This is a genomic window from Pedobacter ginsenosidimutans (assembly GCF_001442625.1).
GTDB classification, from domain to species: domain Bacteria; phylum Bacteroidota; class Bacteroidia; order Sphingobacteriales; family Sphingobacteriaceae; genus Pedobacter; species Pedobacter ginsenosidimutans.
The window spans coordinates 1-22,685 of sequence record NZ_LMZQ01000031.1 but is presented as its reverse complement, the minus strand read 5'-3'; the positions used below and the strand labels follow the sequence as shown (position 1 = coordinate 22,685).

The 22,685-nt window shown below is 38.0% G+C and carries 17 protein-coding genes; 11 read left to right on the top strand and 6 right to left on the bottom strand.

What is annotated here, in order from left to right; translation table 11 throughout:
• Window positions 1–121 precede the first annotated feature (121 nt).
• Both ASU31_RS22535 and ASU31_RS22530 read left to right on the top strand, forming a co-directional pair.
• A complete protein-coding gene (locus ASU31_RS22535; RefSeq protein ID WP_057934514.1) occupies window positions 122–1,471 on the top strand; it encodes a Gfo/Idh/MocA family protein in 1,350 nt (449 codons plus the stop codon).
• 115 nt (window positions 1,472–1,586) lie between these two features.
• The gene (locus ASU31_RS22530; RefSeq protein WP_057934513.1) at window positions 1,587–2,678 is read left to right on the top strand and encodes a phosphotransferase enzyme family protein; all 1,092 of its coding nucleotides are present in this window, start codon (window positions 1,587–1,589) and stop codon (window positions 2,676–2,678) included.
• A gap of 222 nt (window positions 2,679–2,900) precedes the next feature.
• On the opposite strand, the gene ASU31_RS22525 is transcribed toward ASU31_RS22530, so the two are convergent.
• The 4 genes from ASU31_RS22525 to ASU31_RS22510 all read right to left on the bottom strand — a co-directional run bounded on the left by ASU31_RS22525 (window position 2,901) and on the right by ASU31_RS22510 (window position 6,521).
• Entirely contained in the window at window positions 2,901–3,368 is a 468-nt protein-coding gene (locus ASU31_RS22525) for a GtrA family protein (RefSeq protein ID WP_057934512.1), read from the bottom strand.
• Window positions 3,368–4,057, bottom strand: coding sequence for a CDP-alcohol phosphatidyltransferase family protein (locus ASU31_RS22520; RefSeq protein ID WP_157258223.1), 690 nt, complete (start codon window positions 4,055–4,057; stop codon window positions 3,368–3,370). Before ASU31_RS22520 ends, ASU31_RS22525 begins: the two co-directional genes overlap by 1 nt.
• Window positions 4,058–4,215: 158 nt before the next feature.
• Window positions 4,216–5,022: a phytanoyl-CoA dioxygenase family protein gene (locus ASU31_RS22515; protein ID WP_057934511.1), complete on the bottom strand. Its 807-nt coding sequence runs from the start codon at window positions 5,020–5,022 to the stop codon at window positions 4,216–4,218.
• 725 nt (window positions 5,023–5,747) lie between these two features.
• On the bottom strand, window positions 5,748–6,521 hold the full coding sequence (locus ASU31_RS22510) for an SDR family NAD(P)-dependent oxidoreductase (protein ID WP_167346231.1): 774 nt from the start codon (window positions 6,519–6,521) through the stop codon (window positions 5,748–5,750).
• A gap of 177 nt (window positions 6,522–6,698) precedes the next feature.
• On the opposite strand from ASU31_RS22510, the gene ASU31_RS22505 reads away from it, so the two are divergent.
• Both ASU31_RS22505 and ASU31_RS22500 read left to right on the top strand, forming a co-directional pair.
• Window positions 6,699–9,050, top strand: coding sequence for a TonB-dependent receptor (locus ASU31_RS22505; protein ID WP_057934509.1), 2,352 nt, complete (start codon window positions 6,699–6,701; stop codon window positions 9,048–9,050).
• Between the two features lie 3 nt (window positions 9,051–9,053).
• Complete coding sequence (locus ASU31_RS22500; protein ID WP_057934508.1) at window positions 9,054–10,163, top strand: PepSY-associated TM helix domain-containing protein; 1,110 nt, start codon at window positions 9,054–9,056, stop codon at window positions 10,161–10,163.
• 50 nt (window positions 10,164–10,213) lie between these two features.
• Here the strand turns inward: ASU31_RS22500 and ASU31_RS22495 are convergent, their stop codons facing one another.
• Window positions 10,214–10,633, bottom strand: coding sequence for an SRPBCC domain-containing protein (locus tag ASU31_RS22495; RefSeq protein WP_057934507.1), 420 nt, complete (start codon window positions 10,631–10,633; stop codon window positions 10,214–10,216).
• Between the two features lie 461 nt (window positions 10,634–11,094).
• Between ASU31_RS22495 and ASU31_RS22490 the strand changes: the two genes are divergently transcribed.
• The gene (locus ASU31_RS22490) at window positions 11,095–11,376 is read left to right on the top strand and encodes an Rdx family protein (protein WP_057934506.1); all 282 of its coding nucleotides are present in this window, start codon (window positions 11,095–11,097) and stop codon (window positions 11,374–11,376) included.
• A 90-nt stretch (window positions 11,377–11,466) separates the two neighbouring features.
• Here ASU31_RS22490 and ASU31_RS22485 read toward each other — a convergent pair whose 3' ends face one another.
• Window positions 11,467–11,649, bottom strand: coding sequence for a hypothetical protein (locus ASU31_RS22485; protein WP_057934505.1), 183 nt, complete (start codon window positions 11,647–11,649; stop codon window positions 11,467–11,469).
• A gap of 344 nt (window positions 11,650–11,993) precedes the next feature.
• Here ASU31_RS22485 and ASU31_RS22480 point away from each other — a divergent pair, with 344 nt between their 5' ends.
• From ASU31_RS22480 to ASU31_RS22455, 6 genes are all read left to right on the top strand, one after another.
• Window positions 11,994–15,989, top strand: coding sequence for a two-component regulator propeller domain-containing protein (locus ASU31_RS22480; protein ID WP_167346230.1), 3,996 nt, complete (start codon window positions 11,994–11,996; stop codon window positions 15,987–15,989).
• Between the two features lie 203 nt (window positions 15,990–16,192).
• Window positions 16,193–17,458, top strand: coding sequence for a BNR repeat-containing protein (locus ASU31_RS22475; protein WP_209435041.1), 1,266 nt, complete (start codon window positions 16,193–16,195; stop codon window positions 17,456–17,458).
• A gap of 15 nt (window positions 17,459–17,473) precedes the next feature.
• The gene (locus ASU31_RS22470; RefSeq protein ID WP_057934502.1) at window positions 17,474–19,645 is read left to right on the top strand and encodes a glycoside hydrolase family 43 protein; all 2,172 of its coding nucleotides are present in this window, start codon (window positions 17,474–17,476) and stop codon (window positions 19,643–19,645) included.
• On the top strand, window positions 19,645–20,778 hold the full coding sequence (locus ASU31_RS22465; RefSeq protein WP_083505489.1) for a glycoside hydrolase family 88/105 protein: 1,134 nt from the start codon (window positions 19,645–19,647) through the stop codon (window positions 20,776–20,778). Before ASU31_RS22470 ends, ASU31_RS22465 begins: the two co-directional genes overlap by 1 nt.
• Window positions 20,779–20,795: 17 nt before the next feature.
• Window positions 20,796–22,043, top strand: a complete 1,248-nt coding sequence (locus ASU31_RS22460) for a DUF2264 domain-containing protein (RefSeq protein WP_057934501.1) — start codon at window positions 20,796–20,798, stop codon at window positions 22,041–22,043.
• 76 nt (window positions 22,044–22,119) lie between these two features.
• The coding region (locus tag ASU31_RS22455; protein ID WP_483414137.1) for a glycoside hydrolase family protein at window positions 22,120–22,685 on the top strand (566 nt) is incomplete at its 3' end.

Sequence of the window (22,685 nt, the reverse complement as noted above, 5' to 3'; positions counted from 1 at the left end):
AATGCGCTGTAAGTAAATGGGTTTTGGTGTTTAAAAGTGCGAAAGAATAGCAAGTAAAACGTTTGTTCAGTATTAACCGGATCAATTAAAAAACTAAACAATAAATATTTAAATAACACAAATGGAACGTAGAGATTTTATCAAAAATGGTGCATTTACGGCTGCTGGTTTAACCATCCTGCCAACCGGAAGTTTATTTGCATCATCAGACAGTGGAAAAGTAAGAGTAGGTTATATCGGTGTTGGTGCACGTGGTATGAGCCATATTTCTGAAGGTGCCTTAAGAGATGATGTAGAAATTGTTGCAATTTGCGATACCCAGGAAAGTTCACTTAAAATCTGCCGTAATTTTATTGCCAAAAAAGGCAGACCGGCAGCAACAGAGTATACCGGTGGCTTAGATGCTTATAAAAAACTTTTAGACCGTAAAGATATTGATGCCGTAATTATTGCAACGCCATGGCAGTTTCACCGCGATCAGGCAGTTGATGCCATGAAAGCTGGTAAGTATGTAGGTTGCGAGGTAATTGCAGGTTTAAGTGTTCAAGATCACTGGGATATTGTAAACACTTCAGAAAAAACAGGCATGCCTTACATGACCTTAGAAAACGTTTGTTACCGTAGAGATGTAATGGCGGCTTTAAACATGGTTAGGCAAGGCCTTTTTGGCGAACTGGTGCACCTTGAAGGTGGTTACCAACATAACTTAAGAAACGTACTTTTTAATAACGGTAAAGATTATTATGGCGGTGGGGTAGAGTACGGGCCAAAAGCATTGAGCGAGGCACAATGGCGTACGCAGTTTAACATCGATCAGGATGGCGATTTATATCCAACCCACGGTGTTGGCCCTTTAATGCAATACGCTAATATTAACAGAGGAAACAGCTTTACCAGCCTGGTATCGTTCAGTTCTAAAGCAAGAGGTTTGGCCGCTTACGTAGAAGAAATGTCGCCGGGCCATCCTAATGCTAAAATTAACTATAAAAATGGTGATGTTACCACTACACTGATCAACTGTGCAAACGGTGAAACCGTAATGTTAAGTCACGATACCCACTTACCTAGGCCGTATTCTATCGGTTTCAGGGTGCAGGGAACAAAAGGTCTTTGGATGGATGTAAACAAATCAGTTCACATCGAGCATAAATCAAAAGATCATGCCTGGGATAAAGCTGATGAATGGTTTGCTAAATACGATCACCCACTTTGGAAAAAATATGAGGCAGAAGCTGTAGGTGCAGGTCACGGTGGTATGGATTGGTTCGTATTTAATGGATTTATCCAGGCAGTAAAACAGAAAAAACAAACACCTATTGACGTATATGATTCAGTTACCATGAGTGTAATTATGCCACTTTCTACCAAATCGTTAAAAGAAGGAAATATGCCACAAAAATTCCCTGATTTTACAAAAGGAAAATGGAAAGATCGAAAAAATACTTTCGCTTTAGACGATAGCGGCTTTTAGTCTCGATTGCGGGTATTGCTTATGGCTTGCCCGCATATTTTAATACGCAACTTTATTCAGGTTGATCAAGTGGTTTGCCTGAAACAATTTTTATTCAAATATATATTAACATCTTATGTTTCAAGCAGTTTTAGGTGCTTATGGACTTAACGCAGAAAAATTTAAAATTGAACCTTTCGGCTCGGGCTTAATTAACCATACCTGGAAAGTTTATAGTGAGAAATTAGCCTATATCTTGCAAGAGGTAAATACGGAGGTTTTTCGCCAGCCTCAAAATATTGCTCAAAATATTGAGACAATAAAAAAATATCTTGATCAAACAGCCCCTAAATATTTATTTGTTGCCCCAATTGCGGCTGCAAATGGAGATGATTTTGTGGTTATTGACGATCATTTTTACAGGGTTTTTCCATTTGTGGAAAATTCTTGCTCTATTGATTTTGTACATCAGCCTGAGCAGGCTTACCACGCTGCTAAGCAGTTTGGTAAATTTACCAGGATGCTTTGTGCATTCAACGTACAAAAATTAAAGCCCACTATCGAAGATTTTCATAACCTGCCTTTACGTGTAGAGCAGTTTAAAAAAGCTTTAGAACAAGCTAGCGATGAAAGGATTAGTGAGGCAAAGTTTGCTATAGAGGAAATTATCAGACATTACGATATAGAAGAGCAGTATGTACACATGGTAGATAGCGGTGCGCTTAATTTACGTGTTGTACACCACGATACCAAAATCAGCAATGTATTGCTACAGGCCGAAACTGGCGTGGGTTTATGTGTAATCGATTTAGATACCGTAATGCCCGGATACTTTATCAGCGATGTGGGTGATATGATGCGTACTTATCTCTCAGAAGCCAATGAAGAAGAAAAGGATTTTAATAAAATAGCCATTAGAGAAGACGTTTTTGCCGCAATACATAAAGGCTACATGGAAGAAATGGACCAGGTTTTGGCCTTTACCGAAAAACAGTTCTTTATTTATTCGGGTAAATTTATGATTTACATGCAGGCGGTAAGATTTATAGCCGATTTCTTGAACGGCGATATTTACTATAAAACAAATTATGCTGAGCACAACTTGGTGAGGGGCTTAAATCAGATCGATCTGTTGAATAAGTACATTGCCAAAGAATCGAAATTTGAAGAGATTATTAAGAAGATTAATGAAAATAGAGTAAGCGACTCTAAAACAATATTAAACTAATAAGGTAAGGCAAGGTGTTCAGTTTTTATGCTTCATCGTTTGGGCTGGACATCCTTTTTACCTTTATTAAGTAGATTTCAAAAAAAACATCTTTTTTACTGCAAAAGCTCATGGTCTGGACACATCTTTAGGAGCAGTTTTAGGCGTTTTGCTAGCTTCAAATAAAGCGCAAACGTTTGATAGGTTAAACCGAACTGGTTGTGAAAGGGTAAGAGCGAGCCATTAAACCCTTTGTTCTTTGCCAAGTGTTTCAAAATAATCTTCTTCTTCTGCATCAGAAGCGTCTAATTTATTGATTTTAAATACCCAATACTTCATTAGCGGATAGTTAAAACCATAAGAAACAATGCTATCAATTAAAAGTCTGCCAAGTTTATAATCCAGATTTAAACTTCGGTGCAATAAGTAGGTACCTGCTGATTTTAACGAAATACTTCCTAAAACCACGGTGAAGAAACGGATCAACTGGCCACTTGTAGAGCTGCAATAGCCATCATCGGTTTTAAATGCCCAGTAACGGTTGATGCAAAAATTAACCATTCCGCCAACAGTTCCCGAAATCAAGATCGAAATGGTAAAATGGATATGCAGCCATTCGGTTAGCAGGATCATTAATCCATAATCGGTAACGCCACCAGAAAAAGCTGATACCTGTGCTTTGAGGAAAAGTTTAACAGATGCCCAGGTCATTATAGCTTCTCCTCCTTATCTTTAGCGTCGCCCGCTTTCAAAAGTTTAAACGTATCGATAATATTGATCACCAATAACAGCGATACCATAGCAATTGCGAAATAAGTAATGGCACCTGTAAATAAAGTTTCGGCAATTAAGATAAGCGAAATAATTACGCGTAATTCCGTCGGGCCTAAATAGCCAGAATCGATTTGGTAAAAGCCTGTAATTTTATAACGCAGTTGAGAAATAATCATAGACCAACCGTACAATACCACAAAAAGAAATGCGAAAATCTGTGTGCTACCATCAGCGTAATAATAATAGCCCAAACCGATGAGGATAATGCTGAGCCAATCCATCACAATATCGAGTGCAAAGCCATACCATTTCCTTGGGATTTTACGAAAGTACGCCAATCGGCCATCAAGCGAATCGCCAAGCCAGTTGATCATGAAACCTAAAATTCCGATCAGCAAATAACTTTTTGCATAAAAACCAGCCAAAATAAAGCTTAAAAATACAATCAACGATCCGAACATGCCAATCCCTGTCATCATATTGGGCGTAATCCACTTAGGAACCCTTTGAAGCAAAAATAAGATCAATCCCTGTTCGCTTTTTCTTAAAATATTTGTCCTTTCGCGGTCTGCAAATACCCTTTTGCCATCTAAATGGCCTTCTTTTAGTTTAATAATAGCCTCCAATTTAAGTGCCGGCCAAAATTACGCCAAAGAGAATGGCTGTTTCTGGTCGGTAAAATTTTAAACTGATCTTCTTTGGAATACCTTTAGAATAATCAGTTATTCGCTTTAGCTTCCCCGATCTGACCAGGTAAGTAAACAATAGGGCAAATAACATAAATTTATTTTACAATTCCGGCGAAGCGCTGATAAAATACTGTTGGACTATTCTCATTTTTTGGCGCGTATTTACCTGCGATGATAGGTACGTAAATTACACGCCTTCTGCTTTCCTCTCCTCGAATGGCCGATTCTGCCACCCTGTGCCACAGTCTTCCATCGTGGATGGTTAAATCTCCTGCTTCTGGCAATATCGATACCTCTTCAGCATCAGGTTTATTATCCAGGAAATATTTTTTGCGAAAGAGCATTTGGTAAATACTTTGTTTATGGGTGCCAGGGATAATTTTTAATCCGCCATTTTCAGGCTTTAAGGTACTCAGGTGAATGCCCACATTCAGCATTGGGTTCAGTTTAGTGCCGTAGAAGATATCCCTTAAACCATCCGTATGCCAGCCCATTTTGCTGAATTTGCTTTCTGGTCCGTTAATGTAGTGGTTAAATACCATTCCGTCTTTTTCTTCTGTACCTAAACGTGCGCCATCGCCAGCCAATTGAAGCAATGCGTTAAAGCGTGGATCTAATAGGAGACCACTTAGCGTTTGATGCTGTTGGTTAATAAAAGCAAACCGTTGCACAATTGCTGAGCCATCAAGATCTTTTCCGTATTTAATTGGCACGCCGTTTATTTTTTTAATATCTTCCTGTATCCATTTTTGTTCTACTTGTTTAGAAGCATCAATAATGGAAGAAACTGTTTCGGGTTTGATGAAATTCTTGAAATGGATAAACCCATTTGTGTTAAAAAAATCAAGCTGTTCTTGTGTTAATTGTTCAGATAAGGTAAAGGTTGGATACGATGTGGCCATGTGTAAAAATTTAAAAGATTTAGGAAAAAGGATAAATTGGAGATAGAGTTATGCGCAGCAACAGCACATTCGCATTGGCGAGTGGTTCGGTACTGGAGGAAAATAAAACGTGTTTGTTTTATTCGACATAGTCTATAGAATTAGTAGTATTTAATACAAACGTAACATATTTTTAATATTCCAAAGAATTTTATTTGAAATTTTTTAAAATATTTTTTTTGGAGGGAGTTGCAGTAGGTAGAGGTGCGCAAATAAATGCTATTGGAGCGGTTTTTTATCTGTGGTGTTGGATGTTACCATCCGACACTCAGCTTTATTTTAAATGAAATATATTTTTACTATTGGAGCGCAATTGCAGTAGTAATAGGTTATTTTGTTCCCATTTTCCGCTTATACGCTTCGCTTCGTCGTGCCTCCTTGCTGCAGGGTAGCGCTTCAATCGGGGCTAGATGGCCTAAACAGTATTTCATTTTTAGGGTTGTATAGTGTACCCACCTTTGTTCCTAAACCCGAATGTAATGAAAAGCCCGTAAACGAAGAATGAGTGCGGACTTGGAATGGAAAGCGGGACTAAAAATGCCAAGCACGCAGAACTGCTCATTTTCAAATCAATTTTACAAACTATGTCTATTATCAGTAGAAAGATCTGTTTTCCAATGTAATCTCATTTGAGCTTCTATGTGGTTTCCACACTTCGGACCTCAGACCTCTAACTTTCGGACTTATCAAGTCTTGTAAATCCCTGCGGCCATTTTTTCGATAAATCCCTTTGGCAGGATCCTGTTGGCATATACACTGATGATATTGGTAAAACCAGGAATAATTTCAGATTTTTTGGCAAACATTCCTTTTAACGCGATTTCAGCCACCTCATCAGGTCTCATGTTAAACTTTTCAGCCATTTTGTTAAAGGCGTCCAGTCCGGCCCGATGGGCAAAACCAGTATCAACAGGGCCAGGGCTTAGGCAGCTAACCGAAACAGGACCATCTTTAAGCTCGAACCTCAAAGCCCTGGTAAAAGATAAAACAAAAGCTTTAGTTGCCGAATAAATGGCCAAAGTTGGTACCGCCTGGTAGGCTGCAGTACTGCAAACGTTAAGTATATAAGCTTTTTTTTCTGTTGAAAGGATTGGAAGTAATAAATGGCACAATGAAGTTACAGTAGTCATGTTTAATTGACACATTTCTAACTGGGCACTTAAATCCAGTTCTTCAAATTTTCCCCACAATCCATAACCTGCATTATTAATCAGGATATTAACGGCGTAATTTTTTTCTGTTATCCAGTTGTATACTGCTTTTGGGGCTTGGGCCTGGCTAAGATCAATTGACAAGATATCTACTTCAACACTATATTGATTTTTAATCTCCGTTTGTAAAGAAATTAATTCGTTAGCTGAGCGGGCAATAAGCAACAAGTTGATTTTTCTCCTGGCCAGCGCGATGGCCATAGATTTGCCAATACCTTTACTGGCTCCGGTTATCAGTGCGTACTTCATCTTTGTTTCCAACATTTTTTTACTCCAAACGGTTTAACGCAAATATCAAATAAATTAAATCTTATGCCTTATTTATTTTAAAATGGTGAATGATTAAACACCATGTAGGTATCTTTTTTGAGTTATTATTTTTAACAAGTCTAAATAATGCTAGCTTTGCCGAAATTTAGAATTTGCATGAAACACCAATACATAAAATTTTTCGCCACTGCTCTTATTATGTTATCCACTATTACCCTCTTTGCACAGGCAGGGAAGGGAACAATTAGTGGAAAAGTTATCGATTCGTTAGGGAACAGTATACCGTTTGCCAACATACAGGTTAAAAAACAAAATCTTAAAACCACTTCAGGTAAAACCGGTACATTTAAGTTAACGGATGTTCCTGCAGGAAACCAACAGTTCAGGGTTTCGATTACAGGTTATGATCAACTGGAACAGACCGTATCAGTTACTGCAAACGATACAACGCAGGTAACTTTTGTTTTAAAAGAGCAGCGCTCAGAATTAAATGATGTGATTGTTTCGGCAAGCAGAAGGCCAGAATCATTATCGCAAACACCATCTTCGGTAACGGTGCTTACCACAAAGGAATTAAATACGCAATCTACAATTAGTCCGAATTTAGCCAACATACTATCTTACAGCGTACCTGGATTGGGTTTTTCTACCAATCAAACGGGCAACTCTGGTCAAACTTTGCGCGGTAGAAATGTTTTGGTATTAATTGACGGTATTCCGCAATCTACTCCATTAAGAGCAGGAGGAAGGGATATCCGCAGTATCGATCCTTCGGTTATAGAACGTGTTGAAGTTATTAAAGGTGCTACCGCCATTTATGGTAATGGTGCAGAAGGAGGTTTGATTAATTACATTACTAAAAAAGCAGATAAAGGAAAATCATTCGGAGGTTATTCTCAAGCCGGAATTACAGGAAACTTAAAAGGCGATAGTACCATTGGCTACCGTTTTTCGCAACAGCTTTACGGCAAAACAGGCAAGTTCGATTATCTGGTAAGCGGCATGTTCGAAAAAACTGGCGTTTTCCGCGATGCAGAAGGTTTGGTAATTTCGCCAGAGTATGGTTTAGGCGAGACTAAATCTTACAATGGTTTTGTAAAAGTAGGTTATAACTTTACTCCAAAACAGCGTTTGCAGTTGATGTATAATTATTTCAGCTCCAGGCAGCATTCTAAATATTTAACCAAAGATGGTGTTTACGGTCAATCGCCGGCTATTGGTATTTATGGAACAAGATTGGGTGAAGATGAAGGAACAAGATTTAACCATAATGCTAATTTACAATACACCAATCAGCAGATTTTCGGTAAAACTGATTTAACGGCCAATGTATATTATCAGGACTTTTATACCATTTATTCTAACTCTGCATCATTTTTCGGTAGTGGCCAATCGGCTATTACCTCTACAAAAAAGGGTGCAAGGGTAAACCTGAACACACCTTTTAACCTTACAGATCAGGTACCAATGCAATTGAACTATGGTTTGGATTTAATGAATGATAAAACTGCTCAAAGTTTAACTGATGGCCGCTTATGGGTACCTAACATGAATATGGTAAACTTTGCACCTTATTTACAGGCTTCTGCAACTTTCATTAATGATTTAACAATAAAGGGCGGTTTAAGGGTAGAAAATATTAACATTGATGTAGACGATTTTAATACCCTGGCTACTGGTGCAAACGGTGCAGGGAGTATAGCGGTGCAGGGCGGTAAATTAAATTACAATGCTTTAGTGTTTAATGCTGGCGCACGTTATTCGAAATTTAAGTTTTTTAACCCTTTTATCAGTTATGCACAGTCGTTCTCGGTATTCGAGCTGGGTAGGGTATTAAGGGCCGCAAAAAGCAATACCTTATCGCAATTAGAAACTAAACCAATCATCGTAAATAACTACGAAGCTGGTTTTAGCAGTACCGTAGGTAAACTGAATTTCAGTGCTGCTTACTATTACAGCACGTCTAAACTGGGCGCCAATCTTTTAGAAGTTAATGGAACTTACATCTCTCAACGTATTCCAGAGCGTGTATATGGATATGAAATACAGGCAGATTATCAGGTTCTACGCGATTTAAGCATAGGTGGTAATTACGCACAGGTAGAAGGAAAAGGCGATGTAGATGATGATGGTAATTTTAACGGAGAGAAAGATGTATATTTAAACACAACCCGTATTCCTCCATCAAAAACCACCGTTTACCTTAAATATTCAGGTATTAAAAACTTAAGTTTAGATGTAAACTGGATGCGTGTAGGAAATCGCGATCGCTTTAAAACCAATGCAGCAGGTAAATATTTAATTGGCGAAGGTCCGGTAAAAGCCTTCAACTTATTTAATGTTGCAGCAGTATATCAGGTTACACAGCCTTTAAAAATATCGGTAGGTGTAGAGAATTTATTGAACAAAGTTTATTATCCTGCCATTTCTCAGTTTTATGGCAGCAATGTAAATTATGTGAGAGGGAATGGGCGCAGATTTAACCTATCATTAGGCTACGCTTTTTAGACCATGAAGAACAGAAATTTTAAAAATACCATCAGGAACATTCATCTCTGGCTCGGCCTGGCGACTGGCCTGGTGGTATTTATTATTAGTGTAACTGGCGCGCTCTATATCTTTGAAGAAGAGATCAGAGATTTTACACAAAAAGATTTTCGCTACGTAGGGCTTCAACAGAAGCCTTTTGTAGGTTTAGATCATATCATTTCAAACTTCGAAAAATTATCGCCCAAAGATCAGTTAAGGCTGATCAGAATTGAAGATGGGTTTTCAAATGCAACGGTAGAAATTACCACCAAAAAAGGTATTGTTTATTATTTTAATCCTTATAATGCCACCCTGGTAAAAAAAGGAGGCGAAGATTGGCTTCAAGTTGTAGAGCACATCCATACCTCCCTGTTGCTAGGAAAAACAGGAAAGTTTATCATGCAATGGTCGGTGGTTATTTTTGTGCTGATGCTGATTACGGGACTGGTACTCTGGTTTCCTGGTCAAATGCGGTTATTAAAACAATCTTTAACCATTAAAAGAAAAGCCTCGTTTAAACGGTTAAATTACGATTTACACAACGTATTGGGCTTTTATGCATCAGTTGTGCTATTGGTTACTGCTTTGAGTGGTTTGTACTTTGCTTTTAAGGAGGTGAAAAATGCGGCTAGTTTTTTTACCGGGAGCAAATTAGGACAAGGTAAAGCGATTGTTTTAGCCAAACCTACACACATCGATTCGGTACCTGTACGTTACAATAAAATTTATACTGAGGCTAAAATTAAATACCCTGGTGTTATTTCCACTAGTTTTTCGCTGCGTGGTAAAGGTGAACTGAGATTAAGAATGATTTATCCCTACCGCTGGGCACGCAACCAGAATACTTTTTTTTATGAGGAAGCTACAGGCACAATGATCAGGGCTAAACTGTATAAAGATTTTAACGGAGCCGATTTAATAGAAGCCACCAATTACGATCTCCACACAGGCAGGCTTTTAGGATTGCCAAATAAAATTCTATCCTTTTTAGCGGCTTTGGTTGCAGCAAGTTTGCCGATTACTGGTTTTATCATCTGGTGGAAGAAAAGGAAAAAGCCTCGGAAAGCTAAACCTGTTCTTACCTCAAAGTAAATCGAATCTAAACCGCAGTGAAACCAGTTCTGTATTAGAACTTAAGCCATTTAAATAAGCTGCTCAGCATATGCTTTAAGCTGGTTCAGCCCCGATTGGCAGAATTCCTGTTGCATGGTTAAATCAAGGCTTGCAACGGGCTCAAAGATTTCGGTAAGCGTAACGGGGTTGTTTCCTGTAAAGGTGATTAGGCTTTTCCGATCATCGTCTAATGTATAAGCAAGCCGCTCATGCTCAATAATTTCGGTGTAAGTTCCTCTAAAATCGAAACGCTCGCTTCCATCTTTCTTAGCCATGACATATAAAAAGCCTCCACCTTCGATTAGGTTATTTTCAATTTTCTCATTGACCCATTCATCAGATGGAGCATTCCACTTGGCAATGTGTTCAGGCTCATTCCAGATTTTCCAAACCAGACTAATGGGCTTATATATCTGAATACTGGCAGTTAAAGTATTTTTAAGATCCATAGCGCTTTATTTTTTTATAAAAATAACTGCCTGTATGTACAATTTAAGTGGCCATTAAAGACAAATTTAGAGGTAATTTGAGCAAGGGGTTAAAAGAAAACTAAAATAAAAACAGCGATTTTTCCATCTGTTTTTCAGGCTAAAGGTGTATGATTATCTAGATAAAGCAAACAAAATTGCTTCATCGATGTAATTATAGTTCCTCTAACACGGGAGTAATTGGAAAGGGGTAAACATGGATGTGGCTACCCTTTTCTCTTTTGACAACATTTTAAGCAGCGAACTTGTTTAGTTCATTTTGTTCAGCTTTTTTGCTAAATCCGAAATTAATAACGAAATGTTTTACAACAAAGAACAAAAGAGAAGATACATTTGCAGATGCTTAATTGGTTTCGGCACCCATTTAACGTCTTCCATTTTCCTTCCCTCCATATTTTTTGTACCCTTGTAAAAAAATAAAAATGGAGAAACCACTTGTTAATATAACTTATTGCCCCAAATGTGGCTGGATGCTACGTTCGGCTTACATGGCGCAAGAAATTTTAACCACTTTTGTAGACGAGGTAAAGGGGGTAACTTTAATCCCGAGTGAAACATCGGGCGTTTTTACTGTTCATGTTAGCGAGAAACTAATTTTCGATAGAAAGCAGGTGCAACGTTTTCCTGAAATTAAAGAATTAAAACAGCTTATTCGGGATGAAGTGAACCCAACCATGAACCTTGGGCACTCTGATGTTAAATAGCGAACATTTAAGTTTAAGGATTCTAATAATGACTCAAATAGTTAGTAGACTATATGATTATTTAGGTCGCGAACAGATTTTGGTAAATCGTTATCTTAAAGCCAAAATCAGTTTACCTGATTTGATTCTGAAATAGTAGGTTAAAGAAGTTCTGCCTTTTAAAACTTCAATAGTTTTAATGGCGCCAGAACTGCCCCATGTGTCAGAAATAAGATCGCCAACCTTCAGTTGTTCTAATCTACTGATGGGCGTCAATGCATCAATATGTGTCATAGTAACAAAAATAAGCCAATATATTTTTGTTAGATAGGATTTTTGTCTCAAAATGTACATTTCACGTTTATGTGTAATAATAAATAATACAGATTTTTGTCTGTAAATGAGTAGATATTGTTGAGGAATAGTTAATATATTAGGTGGAAAACATCAAGAATAGGACATAGCATTATCTTTAATGTAAGAGAAATCTTACGATTTTTACTATTTAATCCTAACAATTACCGATAGCTGAGTTTTAGGAAAATATGTATATTCGTTTCCTGCCATGCATACCACGGTACGGTTTCTCTATGTTCCTTATTCAGAAAAAAACTGCTTGCTTCATATTTTTTTTATGGATGGGCGCAGGTATTTGTTTTGCCCAGTCTACAACTATTCGCCTTAAATATTTGGGTGTAGAAAGTGGCCTGTCTAATAATGTGGTAAACTCTTTGTACCTAGATCATTTTGGATTTATGTGGATGGGTACCTATGATGGATTAAACCGTTACGATGGCTATCATTTTAAGGTTTTTAGAAATGGATGGGGAGATGAACATTCATTAGTAAATAACCATATTACGGTATTGAATGGAGATGCGAAAAACAAGGTTTGGGTAGGTACGCAAAAGGGCATTTCTTATTATGATTATGCCGATTCCAAGTTTCACCAATTGATTTATCTAGACAAGGGAAGAAAAAATGAAGTAAGTTATGCTATTAATTCCATAGCAATAAGTAAGGCTTTAACTGTTTATGTAGCTACTGAAGAAAAAGGCCTGTTTATGCTCGAAAAGAATAGCAGCATAGCAGAACGGATCCCATTTGGCAAAAATTTCGATTTTACTGTAAAGGCTCTATATGTTGATGAACAACAAACCCTTTGGCTTTTTATAAAAGATGTGGGGCTTTGCAGATATGATAATGATAAACATAGACTCCGTTTAGTAACTGCTGCCGTACGCTCAGTAACATGCATTACAAAAGGCACTAACCAAACACTCTGGATTGGAACAGAGCACGGACTTTTTCAGTTTGATAAAGCCAATAGTATCCTCACCAAGTTTAACCAGCATTTAAGCAATGAGAATATTATGAGTTTGTTGTTTGATCGGCAACAAAAACTCTGGATTTCGACTGATGGTGGAGGGATTGCTGTTTACAATACAAAAAATCAAAAAACAAATTACCTATCTGCAGGAAAAGAAAAGGGCTTATTGAGCAGTAATTCTGTTGCCCAGGTTTACGAAGACCGCGAATCTAGAAAGTGGATCGCAACCTTACGTGGTGGGATTAACATCATCGATCCAGAAAGCGAGCAGTTTACCACCATTAAACATGATCCATTAAAAAGCAATTCCTTAATTAATAATTTTGTACTTTCCTTTAGTGAAGATGAAAACAAAAACATTTGGATCGGGACTGATGGTGGTGGTTTAAGTGTTTGGAACCGAAAGCAAAATACTTTTGCTAATTATGCCAAAACCAGCGATCCAAACTCTTTAACCAGTAATTTTGTTACCAGTATTTTAAACGATGCAGAGCACAACGTTTGGGTGGCCAGTTTTAGTGGCGGAATAGATCGTTTTAATAAAACAACCGGGAAATTTGTTCACTATAACTGTTATAATACCTTTAAAGGCGTTGATGATATTAACATTTGGAAGCTTTATCAAGACAAACAGCAAAATATTTGGGTAGGTACCACAAAAGGTGGTGCATTGTATCGTTACAATAAAATTGCCGATAAATTTGAACTTTTTGATCATAATCTAAAGGATATCCACAGTCTGTTCCAGGATTCGAAAGGCAGACTTTGGGCAGGGAATTACACCCAACTGATCGAAATCGATCCAATAAACAAAAAACATAGCTATACAAAGATCAATTTTGCCATTAGGGCCATTCAGGAAGATTTTAATCATCAAATATGGATCGGCACCGAAGGCGGAGGTTTATTGCTTTTTGATCCTGAAACCAAAAAAATAAAGCGGTACATCCAGAGTGATGGATTGCCAAGTAATTCGGTGCTCAATATCCTTCAGGATGCCCAAGGTAATTTATGGTGTAGTACTTATAATGGCTTATCAAAATTTGATGTTACGCACCAGAGCTTTAAAAACTATTATGCTACCGATGGTTTACAAAGCAATCAGTTTAATTATAATGCAGCATTAAAACTTGCAAACGGTAACTTTTTATTTGGTGGAATTGGTGGCTTCAACTTGTTCTCGCCCGACAGCATTAAGAAAAATAAACGGATACCTAAAATGGTGCTGACCGATTTTAGGATCAATAATATTCCGCTCGATCAGGATTCAGGTTATAACGACATCTCTGTTGTTAATTTAGCACGCATAGAAATCCCATTTAGTGCTGCGGTGATTTCTATCGATTATGCGGCAATAGAATTCTCTTTTCAGGATCAGATTTCTTACGCCTATTACCTGGAAGGTTGGGATAGAGACTGGAATTATGTGAACAAATTAAGTACAGCCTATTATTCCAGGTTAAATGAAGGTGAGTATAAACTGCACATTAAAAGTACCGATACCGAAGGTGCCTGGAGCAACAATGAAAAGATTGTAATAATTAAAATTTTACCCCCTTGGTACCGTACCTGGTGGGCCTATACCATTTACCTCATTATAGGATCGTCATTATTTTATCTTTTTCAAACCTATCGTAACCGTCAGAGAAGATTAAAACACGAGGTAGAGATTACCAACCTTAAAATGGAGCGTGAAAAGGACCTGAATGAGAAAAAACTGAATTTCTTTACCAATATTTCACATGAGCTGAGAACACCATTAACCTTAATTGTTAATCCGATTAAAGATATTATCCATAAGAAAGATCCAGGACAAGAGAAGAACGATTTAAATATTGTTTACCGCAATTCGAGGCGTTTGCTAAGTCTGGTAGATCAGTTATTGCTGTTTAGAAAAACAGAAAGTGAGAACGATGCTTTGAAGATTGTAAGGATCAACCTCTACAAATTTACAAACGAGATTTTCCTTTGCTTTAATTATTTGGCAAAGCAGAACCATATCGAATATACTTTTGAGTGCGAGGAAGAGGAGCTGGATATTTATGCAGATAAAGACAAACTCGAAATCGTTTTTTTTAACCTGCTCTCCAATGCGCTTAAATTTACCCCAAAAGGTGGTTTTGTTAAATTTAGTGTTAAAACCCTTGGTATGCGGGTGCAGATTGAGGTGAGTGATAGTGGTCCGGGCATACCGGCGCATGTGGGTGAAAAGTTGTTTGATAAATTTTATAAGGTGATGTCGAACGAATCGCTGAAGATGGGTTTCGGTATTGGTCTTTACCTGGCCAAAAACTTTGTAGAATTACATAAAGGGAAAATTTCGTTCCGCTCCAATCAGGGGATAGGTACCATATTTTTGATCGATATCCCCGTTGGGGAACCAAACTTGCAGCAAAGCGGTGTTTTTCAAAACGAATTAACCTATGTAAATGAGCTCATTGCACAAGAGGAAGAAGCAGAAAATAACGATGCCGAGAGCGTGGGCAACCTCGAATTGCTCATTTCAGATTTACACTCGATTTTGGTTATTGATGACAACCCCGAAATTATTGATTACATCAAGCATATTTTTCAGGATAATTTCAAAATTTACAAGGCCGAAAATGGTACAGATGGGCTGAAACTCTGTAAAGAATACCTGCCTGATATTGTAATATCTGATGTAAATATGGATGGCCTTAATGGTATTGAACTCTGTAAGGCGATTAAAGAGGATTCTGCCTTGAGCCATATTCCGGTAATTCTGTTAACCGGCGATCCTAGTCCGGAGGTAAAACTTAAGGGAATCGAAGTTGGTGCCTACGATTTTATCAGTAAACCCTTCGATAAAGAGCTTTTTACAGCCAAAATTAATAGCATTATTAAAAACAGGACCAATCTTCAGTCTTATTTCTACAATGAAATAACCTTGAAGAGTGATGCCCATAAAGTATCTCAGGAGGATAAGGGCTTTCTTCAAAAGTGCATTACCATTATAGAAGAAAACTTGATGGAAGACAGTTTTAACGTAAAAACACTGGCGTCTGATCTTGGAATGAGCCATTCTAATCTCTACAAAAGGATCAAGGCCACTTCAGGTCAGTCTATAAACGGTTTTATCCGTTTTATCAGGCTAAGAAAGGCTGCCGAATTGTTAATCAATACCAATTTAAATATTAACGAAGCTGCCTTTAGGGTAGGTATAAATGATAGTAAATACTTTCGGGAACAGTTTCAAAAGCTGTTTAAATTAACGCCGTCAGAATTTATAAAGAAACACCGAAAAAGTTTTCATAAATATTATAATATTAACGCCACAACATAAAAGTTACGCTATTTTTTACTTTTAAAGGCACTTATCTTAAAACGCCCCCTGCAAAGTATGATTTAGCCCCCTATGTAAAGCTTAAAAAAATCGGTACTTCGGCTTTCACCAAATGTAAGAAACAGAGCAGCCTAAAACGTATAATGTATCAATCCCTAAATAAAAGTATATTTCTAATCTGCACGTTCATCGGCATTAGCCTGATGAGTATTGCACAAGAAACACAACTGAGTACCATTGCCAGTAACGGCTGGGCAAACAACTCGGTAAATACTGTTATTTTCCGTAAAAATTCTTTAATCAGCTTTAAAGATAGCCAGTATGCTGCTTATTATGATCACGAACAAAATGTGGTATTGGCCAAACGCAAAATCGGCTCAACCCGTTGGATATTAGTTACCACGCCCTATAAAGGCGATGCCACCGACGCTCATAAATCAATTAGCATTATGGTAGATGGTGATGGTTTCCTTCATATTGCCTGGGGTCAGCATAATAACAGTCTAAACTATGCCAAATCAGTTTCAGCAGGTTCATTAACCTTAGGGAATAAAGAAGTTATGCTTTCTGCAAAGGAAAGTAAAGTCAGTTATCCTGAGTTTTATAAGCTGGCCAATGGCGATCTCTTGTTTTTTTACCGCGATGGCGGCTCTGGAAACGGAAACCTGATGATAAACCGTTATAATCTGAAGACCAAAAAATGGACACGTGTACAGGATGGAATGATTGATGGCGAAGGACAGCGAAATGCATATTGGCAGGTAGCCGTAGATCAGGTTGGCACCATCCATTTATCGTGGGTGTGGCGCGAAAGCCCTGATGTAGCCAGTAACCATGATTTATGTTACGCCAAATCAAGTGATGGAGGTTTAACCTGGTTAAAATCTACCAATGAAAAATATAGTCTTCCCATTACTGCTACCAATGCAGAATATGCACTTAAAATTCCGCAAAAAAGCGAGCTGATTAACCAGACATCAATGTTTGCCGATGCCAAAGGCAAGGTATTTATTGCTGGTTATTGGCGTGGAGCGAATGAAACCGGTCCTCAGTATCACCTCGTTTTTAAAACAGATGGCAGTTGGGAAGTAAGCAACCTTAATTTTAGAAAAACGGCTTTTAGCTTAAGTGGTACTGGTACAAAACAGATTCCAATTTCGCGACCACAGATTATCGTTTGGCCAAATGGAAAACATTATGCTGCGGGATTGTTGTTTAGGGACGCTGAACGAGGTAATAAGGTTTCAATTGCTTTGAACGGTGAGCTTGGATCAGGAAACTGGAAAATTAAAGACCTTACTGAAACAAGTATGGGCGATTGGGAACCCACTTACGATACTGAACTTTGGAAAAGTAAAGGGATTTTGAGTCTATTTCTGCAGCATGTTACCCAGATAGATGGAGAAGGAAAGGCTAACAAGGAATCAACAATAGTGCAGGCCCTAGATTGGAAACCAAAAAATAAATAGCGAATTAACCTTAAAATGAAACTTACCATTATAAAATATAACTTTTCCCTACTTGCTTTTTTGTTCTTGTCATCAATAAATCTGGTACATGCACAAAGCAAAAAAACAGTAAAGGTACCCGAAGAAAATACAGCTTATTTATTTACCTATTTCACCGGAAACGCTAAAGCAGAAGAAGCAATCCGTTTTGCTGTGAGCACCGATGGTTACCATTACAAAGCTTTAAATAACAATAATCCTGTCATTTCATCCGAAAAGATAAGCAGTACCGGAGGCGTACGCGATCCGCATATTTTACGCGGTGAAGATGGCAAAACCTTTTACATGGTGGCTACCGATATGGCTTCGGCCAATGGCTGGAACTCGAACAGGGCAATGGTATTGCTTAAATCAAATGATCTGATCCATTGGACATCGGCAGTTGTTAATATTCAAAAACGCTTTCCAAATAACGAAAATCTGTTACGTGTTTGGGCTCCACAGACCATTTACGATAAAACTGCCAAAAAATATATGGTTTATTGGTCGATGAAGCATGGCGATGATCCTGATAAAATTTATTATGCTTACGCCAATACAGATTTTACAGATTTAGAAACAGTCCCAAAACAGCTCTTTTTTAGCCCAACAAATAGCGCTTGTATTGATGGCGACATTATTTATGATAAAGGGAAATACAATTTATTCTTTAAAACAGAAGGAAATGGCAATGGCATAAAAAAAGCGGTTTCCGATCAACTAACCACAGGTTATGTGCAGCAAGATAAATATTTACAACAGACCAAAGAGGCTGTAGAAGGAGCTGGTGTTTTTAAACTGAACCATAGTGACGAATATATCCTGATGTACGACGTATATATGAAAGGCCGCTATCAGTTTACTAAAAGCAAAGATTTGGCAAACTTTAGTGTAGTGGATCGAGATATTACCATGGATTTTCACCCCAGGCACGGAACTATCTTGCCTATTAATCAACAAGAGCTAAACAGGTTGCTCAATCAATGGTATACTGTTGAATCTGTTTTGCAAAGCGCACATAATAAGGCAATCAACCAAAATAACATTGTTTTAGATACTGTAAATCAAAAACTTTATCTGCCTGTAAATTACGGAACTGATTTAAAGGCTTTTGATCCGCAGTTTAATACCTTTAATCAGATCAGTATCGCGCTAAAAGGAAAATTAGATTTTACTAAAGGCTTTGTAAAAATTAAGGTAGGTATTGCCAATCAACAGCCTAAAACTTATTCGGTAAGCGTTGCTGTAGCCAATAACCCAGTTTTAAAAGGTTATTACGCAGATCCGGAAATTTTATATTCCAATAAAATGGGCAAATATTACATCTACCCAACCAGCGATGGTTTTAACAACTGGAGCGGTACCTATTTTAAGAGTTTTTCATCAACTGACCTTGTTAACTGGACAGATGAAGGTAAAATATTAGACCTTGAAAAAGATGTTTCGTGGGCAAAAAAGAATGCTTGGGCACCTACCATTGTCGAAAAGAAAGTGAACGGCGCTTATAAATATTTCTACTATTTCACAGCAGCACAGAAAATTGGAGTTGCTGTTGCTGATCATCCGGCCGGTCCGTTCAAAGATAGTGGAAAAGCTTTAATTTCGAGCAAACCAAAAGGAGTTAAAGGTGGGCAAGAGATCGATCCGGATGTATTTAACGATCCTAAAACCAATAAAAGTTATCTGTATTGGGGAAATGGGTATATGGCTGTAGCACCATTAAATGATGATATGGTTTCGATTGATACCAATGAGATTAAAGTTATTACACCCAACAAGGGTTTTAGAGAAGGTACCGAGGTTTTTTATCGTAATGGAAAGTACTACTTCTTATGGTCTGAAGATGATACCCGGAGCGAAAATTATAGGGTACGTTATGGCTTCTCTGATTCGCCTATAGTAAAAATAACCATTCCAGAAAATAACCTGATTTTGGCAAAAGATGTAGCACAAGGTATTTACGGAACAGGGCACAACAGTGTAATCAAAGTTAACGGTAAAGATGAATGGTATATGGTTTACCATCGTTTTACCCGACCAAAAGGAATCTCAATGGGAAGTGCTGCAGGCTACAACCGCGAGGTTTGTATCGATAAAATGGAATTTAATACTGATGGAACCATTAAACCTGTAATACCAACCGTAAAAGGCATTAAACCAATACACTAATGAAAATAAAATTGTATCAAGCACTTTTCTTATGGTTGTTTTTTAGCAGCACAGCTGTAAATGCACAAACTTCAACTTCAAAAGAGGAAGTGCTCGAAATGATCGATCGTGCAAATACCTACTGGCAAAGCAATAATAAACCAGAAGTACGTGCTTTTTGGGATCATGCAGCTTACCATACCGGAAATATGGAGGTTTATGGAATTACCAAGAACGAAGCTTACCGTAAATATTCAGAAGATTGGGCCGTTTATAACAAATGGATGGGTGCAAAATCCACTAATAAATCCAACTGGAAGTATAAATATGGCGAAACTGATGAGCATGTGCTGTTTGGCGATTGGCAAATCTGCTTTCAAACCTATATCGATTTATACCACTTAAAACCCGAAGGATATAAAATTGCAAGGGCAAAAGAGGTAATGCAATACGAAATGAGTACACCCAATAACGATTATTGGTGGTGGGCCGATGGTTTGTACATGGTAATGCCTGTTATGACCAAACTTTATAAAGTAAGTGGAGACCAAAAATACCTCGATAAGCTGTACGAATATTTCATGTATGCGAATAGCATTATGTACGATAAAAAGGAAAAACTTTATTACCGGGATGCCAAATATGTTTATCCGAAGCATAAAAGTGTAAACGGCAAGAAAGATTTTTGGGCAAGAGGCGATGGGTGGGTGTTTGCAGGTTTAGCAAAAGTGTTAAAAGATCTTCCCCTTAACGATCCACATCGGAACGAATACCTGAGCAAGTACCAGAATATGGCCAAAGCAATTGTTAAAAGCCAGCAGTCAGAAGGCTATTGGACCAGAAGTATCCTCGATCCGCAACATGCTCCTGGACCAGAAACCAGTGGGACAGCCTTTTTTACTTATGGTTTGTTATGGGGGATAAACAACGGTTATTTAAAAGAAAAAAACTATTTACCTGCAGCACAAAAAGCATGGACATATCTAACCAAAACAGCATTACAACCTGACGGTAAACTGGGTTATGTACAGCCGATAGGAGAGAAAGCCATTCCGGGTCAGGTGGTTGATATAAATTCTACAGCGAATTTTGGCGTAGGGGCCTTTTTATTGGCTGGCTGCGAAATGTATCGCTATTTATCAAGCAAAAACTAATTTTTTACAAGAAAAAAATGAAACTTAAAAATATTTTAATTACTGGTTTATTGATCATTTTGGCTGGTGGTTCTGCATTTGCGCAAAAGAAAACCAAGAATACCAAAAATGCGGTTTTAACCGATCGGCAGTTTTGGTTACAACAGATGGATAAGATGGTGAAACCCGTTTTGTATAACCTGGCTAAAGACAGCCTGCGTATTGCGATGCCAAAAGTTACTTCTATCCATATTGATAATAAAGAACACCGCATTAAAGTACAATATGTAGAAGTTTTGGGTAGGGTTTTAAGTGGTATTGCGCCATGGTTGCAGTTAGAAGGAGGTTCTACAGAAGAAGTAGCTTTAAGGAAACAGTACCGGGAGTGGGCCATTCAGGGACTAAAAAATGCTTTAGATTCTAATGCCAAAGATTTTATGAATTTCGACATTGGTGGGCAACAACTGGTAGATGCTTCTTATGTTGCATTGGCTTTGGTACGTGCGCCTTGGTTGTGGGAAAACCTGGACAAGAAGAACCAGGAACTGATGATGAAATCGATCGTTACCACCAGAAGATTCAAACCTGTTTTTTCTAACTGGTTACTGTTTTCTGCCATGAACGAGGCTTTTCTGGCTAAGTTCGGTTATAGCTGGGATCCGATGCGGGTTGATTATGCCCTACAGCAAATGGAACAATGGTACACAGGCGATGGAATGTATACAGATGGAACATCCTTTGCTTTCGATTATTATAATAGTTATGTTATCCACCCTTATCTGGCTACCTTGGCCAATATCATTGGTGCTAAAACGAACAGTTATAAAGAGATGTTCGAGAAGATTAAAAAGCGCAATGAACGGTATGCCATCATTCAGGAAAGATTAATCAACGCCGATGGCACTTACCCTGCAACTGGTCGCTCCATCATTTATCGTGGTGCAGCATTTCATCATTTGGCAGATATGGCCTGGAGAAAAGCATTGCCAAAACAGTTAAGTCCGGCTCAGGTACGTTGCGCTTTAACCGCCGTAATCAAAAAAACTTTAGAGAGCCCTACTACCTATAAAAATGGATGGTTAACCATTGGTTTATATGGCGATCAGCCAAATCTGGGCGATTTCTATAACAACCAGGGCAGCCCATATATTGCTTCAAATATATTTTTGCCATTAGGTTTGCCAGAAGCAGACCCTTTTTGGGCCAACCCGGCAGAGAAATGGAGTGCGCAAAAGATCTGGAATGGCGAGAATTTTGAAAACGATCATAGTGCCAGTTTAAAATAAATAGCAGATAGCTATACAATTGAAAAAGATGTGAGTAAATTACCGTCTTTGTAACGTTAAAAATTATTTGATTAAAATGATGAATAAGAGAATCAGTTTTGTTTTAGGATTTATCGCCTTCAGTTTAGGGCTAAATAGTTATGTTTCAGCACAACAAACATATACTTCTTTTACTCCCGGTAAACTTTGGAAGGATGATAAAGGTGTTCATATTAATGCCCATGGCGGAGGCATCGTTGAATATAAAGGCGTTTATTATTGGTTTGGTGAGCATAAGATTGAAGGTGAAAAAGGCAATACGGCACAGGTAGGCGTACACTGCTACTCATCAAAGGATTTATACAATTGGAAGGACGAAGGTATTGCACTTCCAGTTTCGGAAGATTTGAAAAGTGATATTGCTAAAGGCTCGATCCTGGAGCGCCCAAAAGTGGTGTATAACAAGAAAACCAAAAAGTTTGTAATGTGGTTTCACTTAGAACTTTTAGGCAAAGGTTATGCAGCTGCAAGATCAGGTGTTGCAGTGGCCGATCGCCCAACCGGGCCATATACTTTTATCAAGAGTTATCGCCCAAATCCTGAGAAAATGCCTTTCTATGCAGCAGGAACAGCAGAAAAAGATATGGTAAACTGCCAGCAACC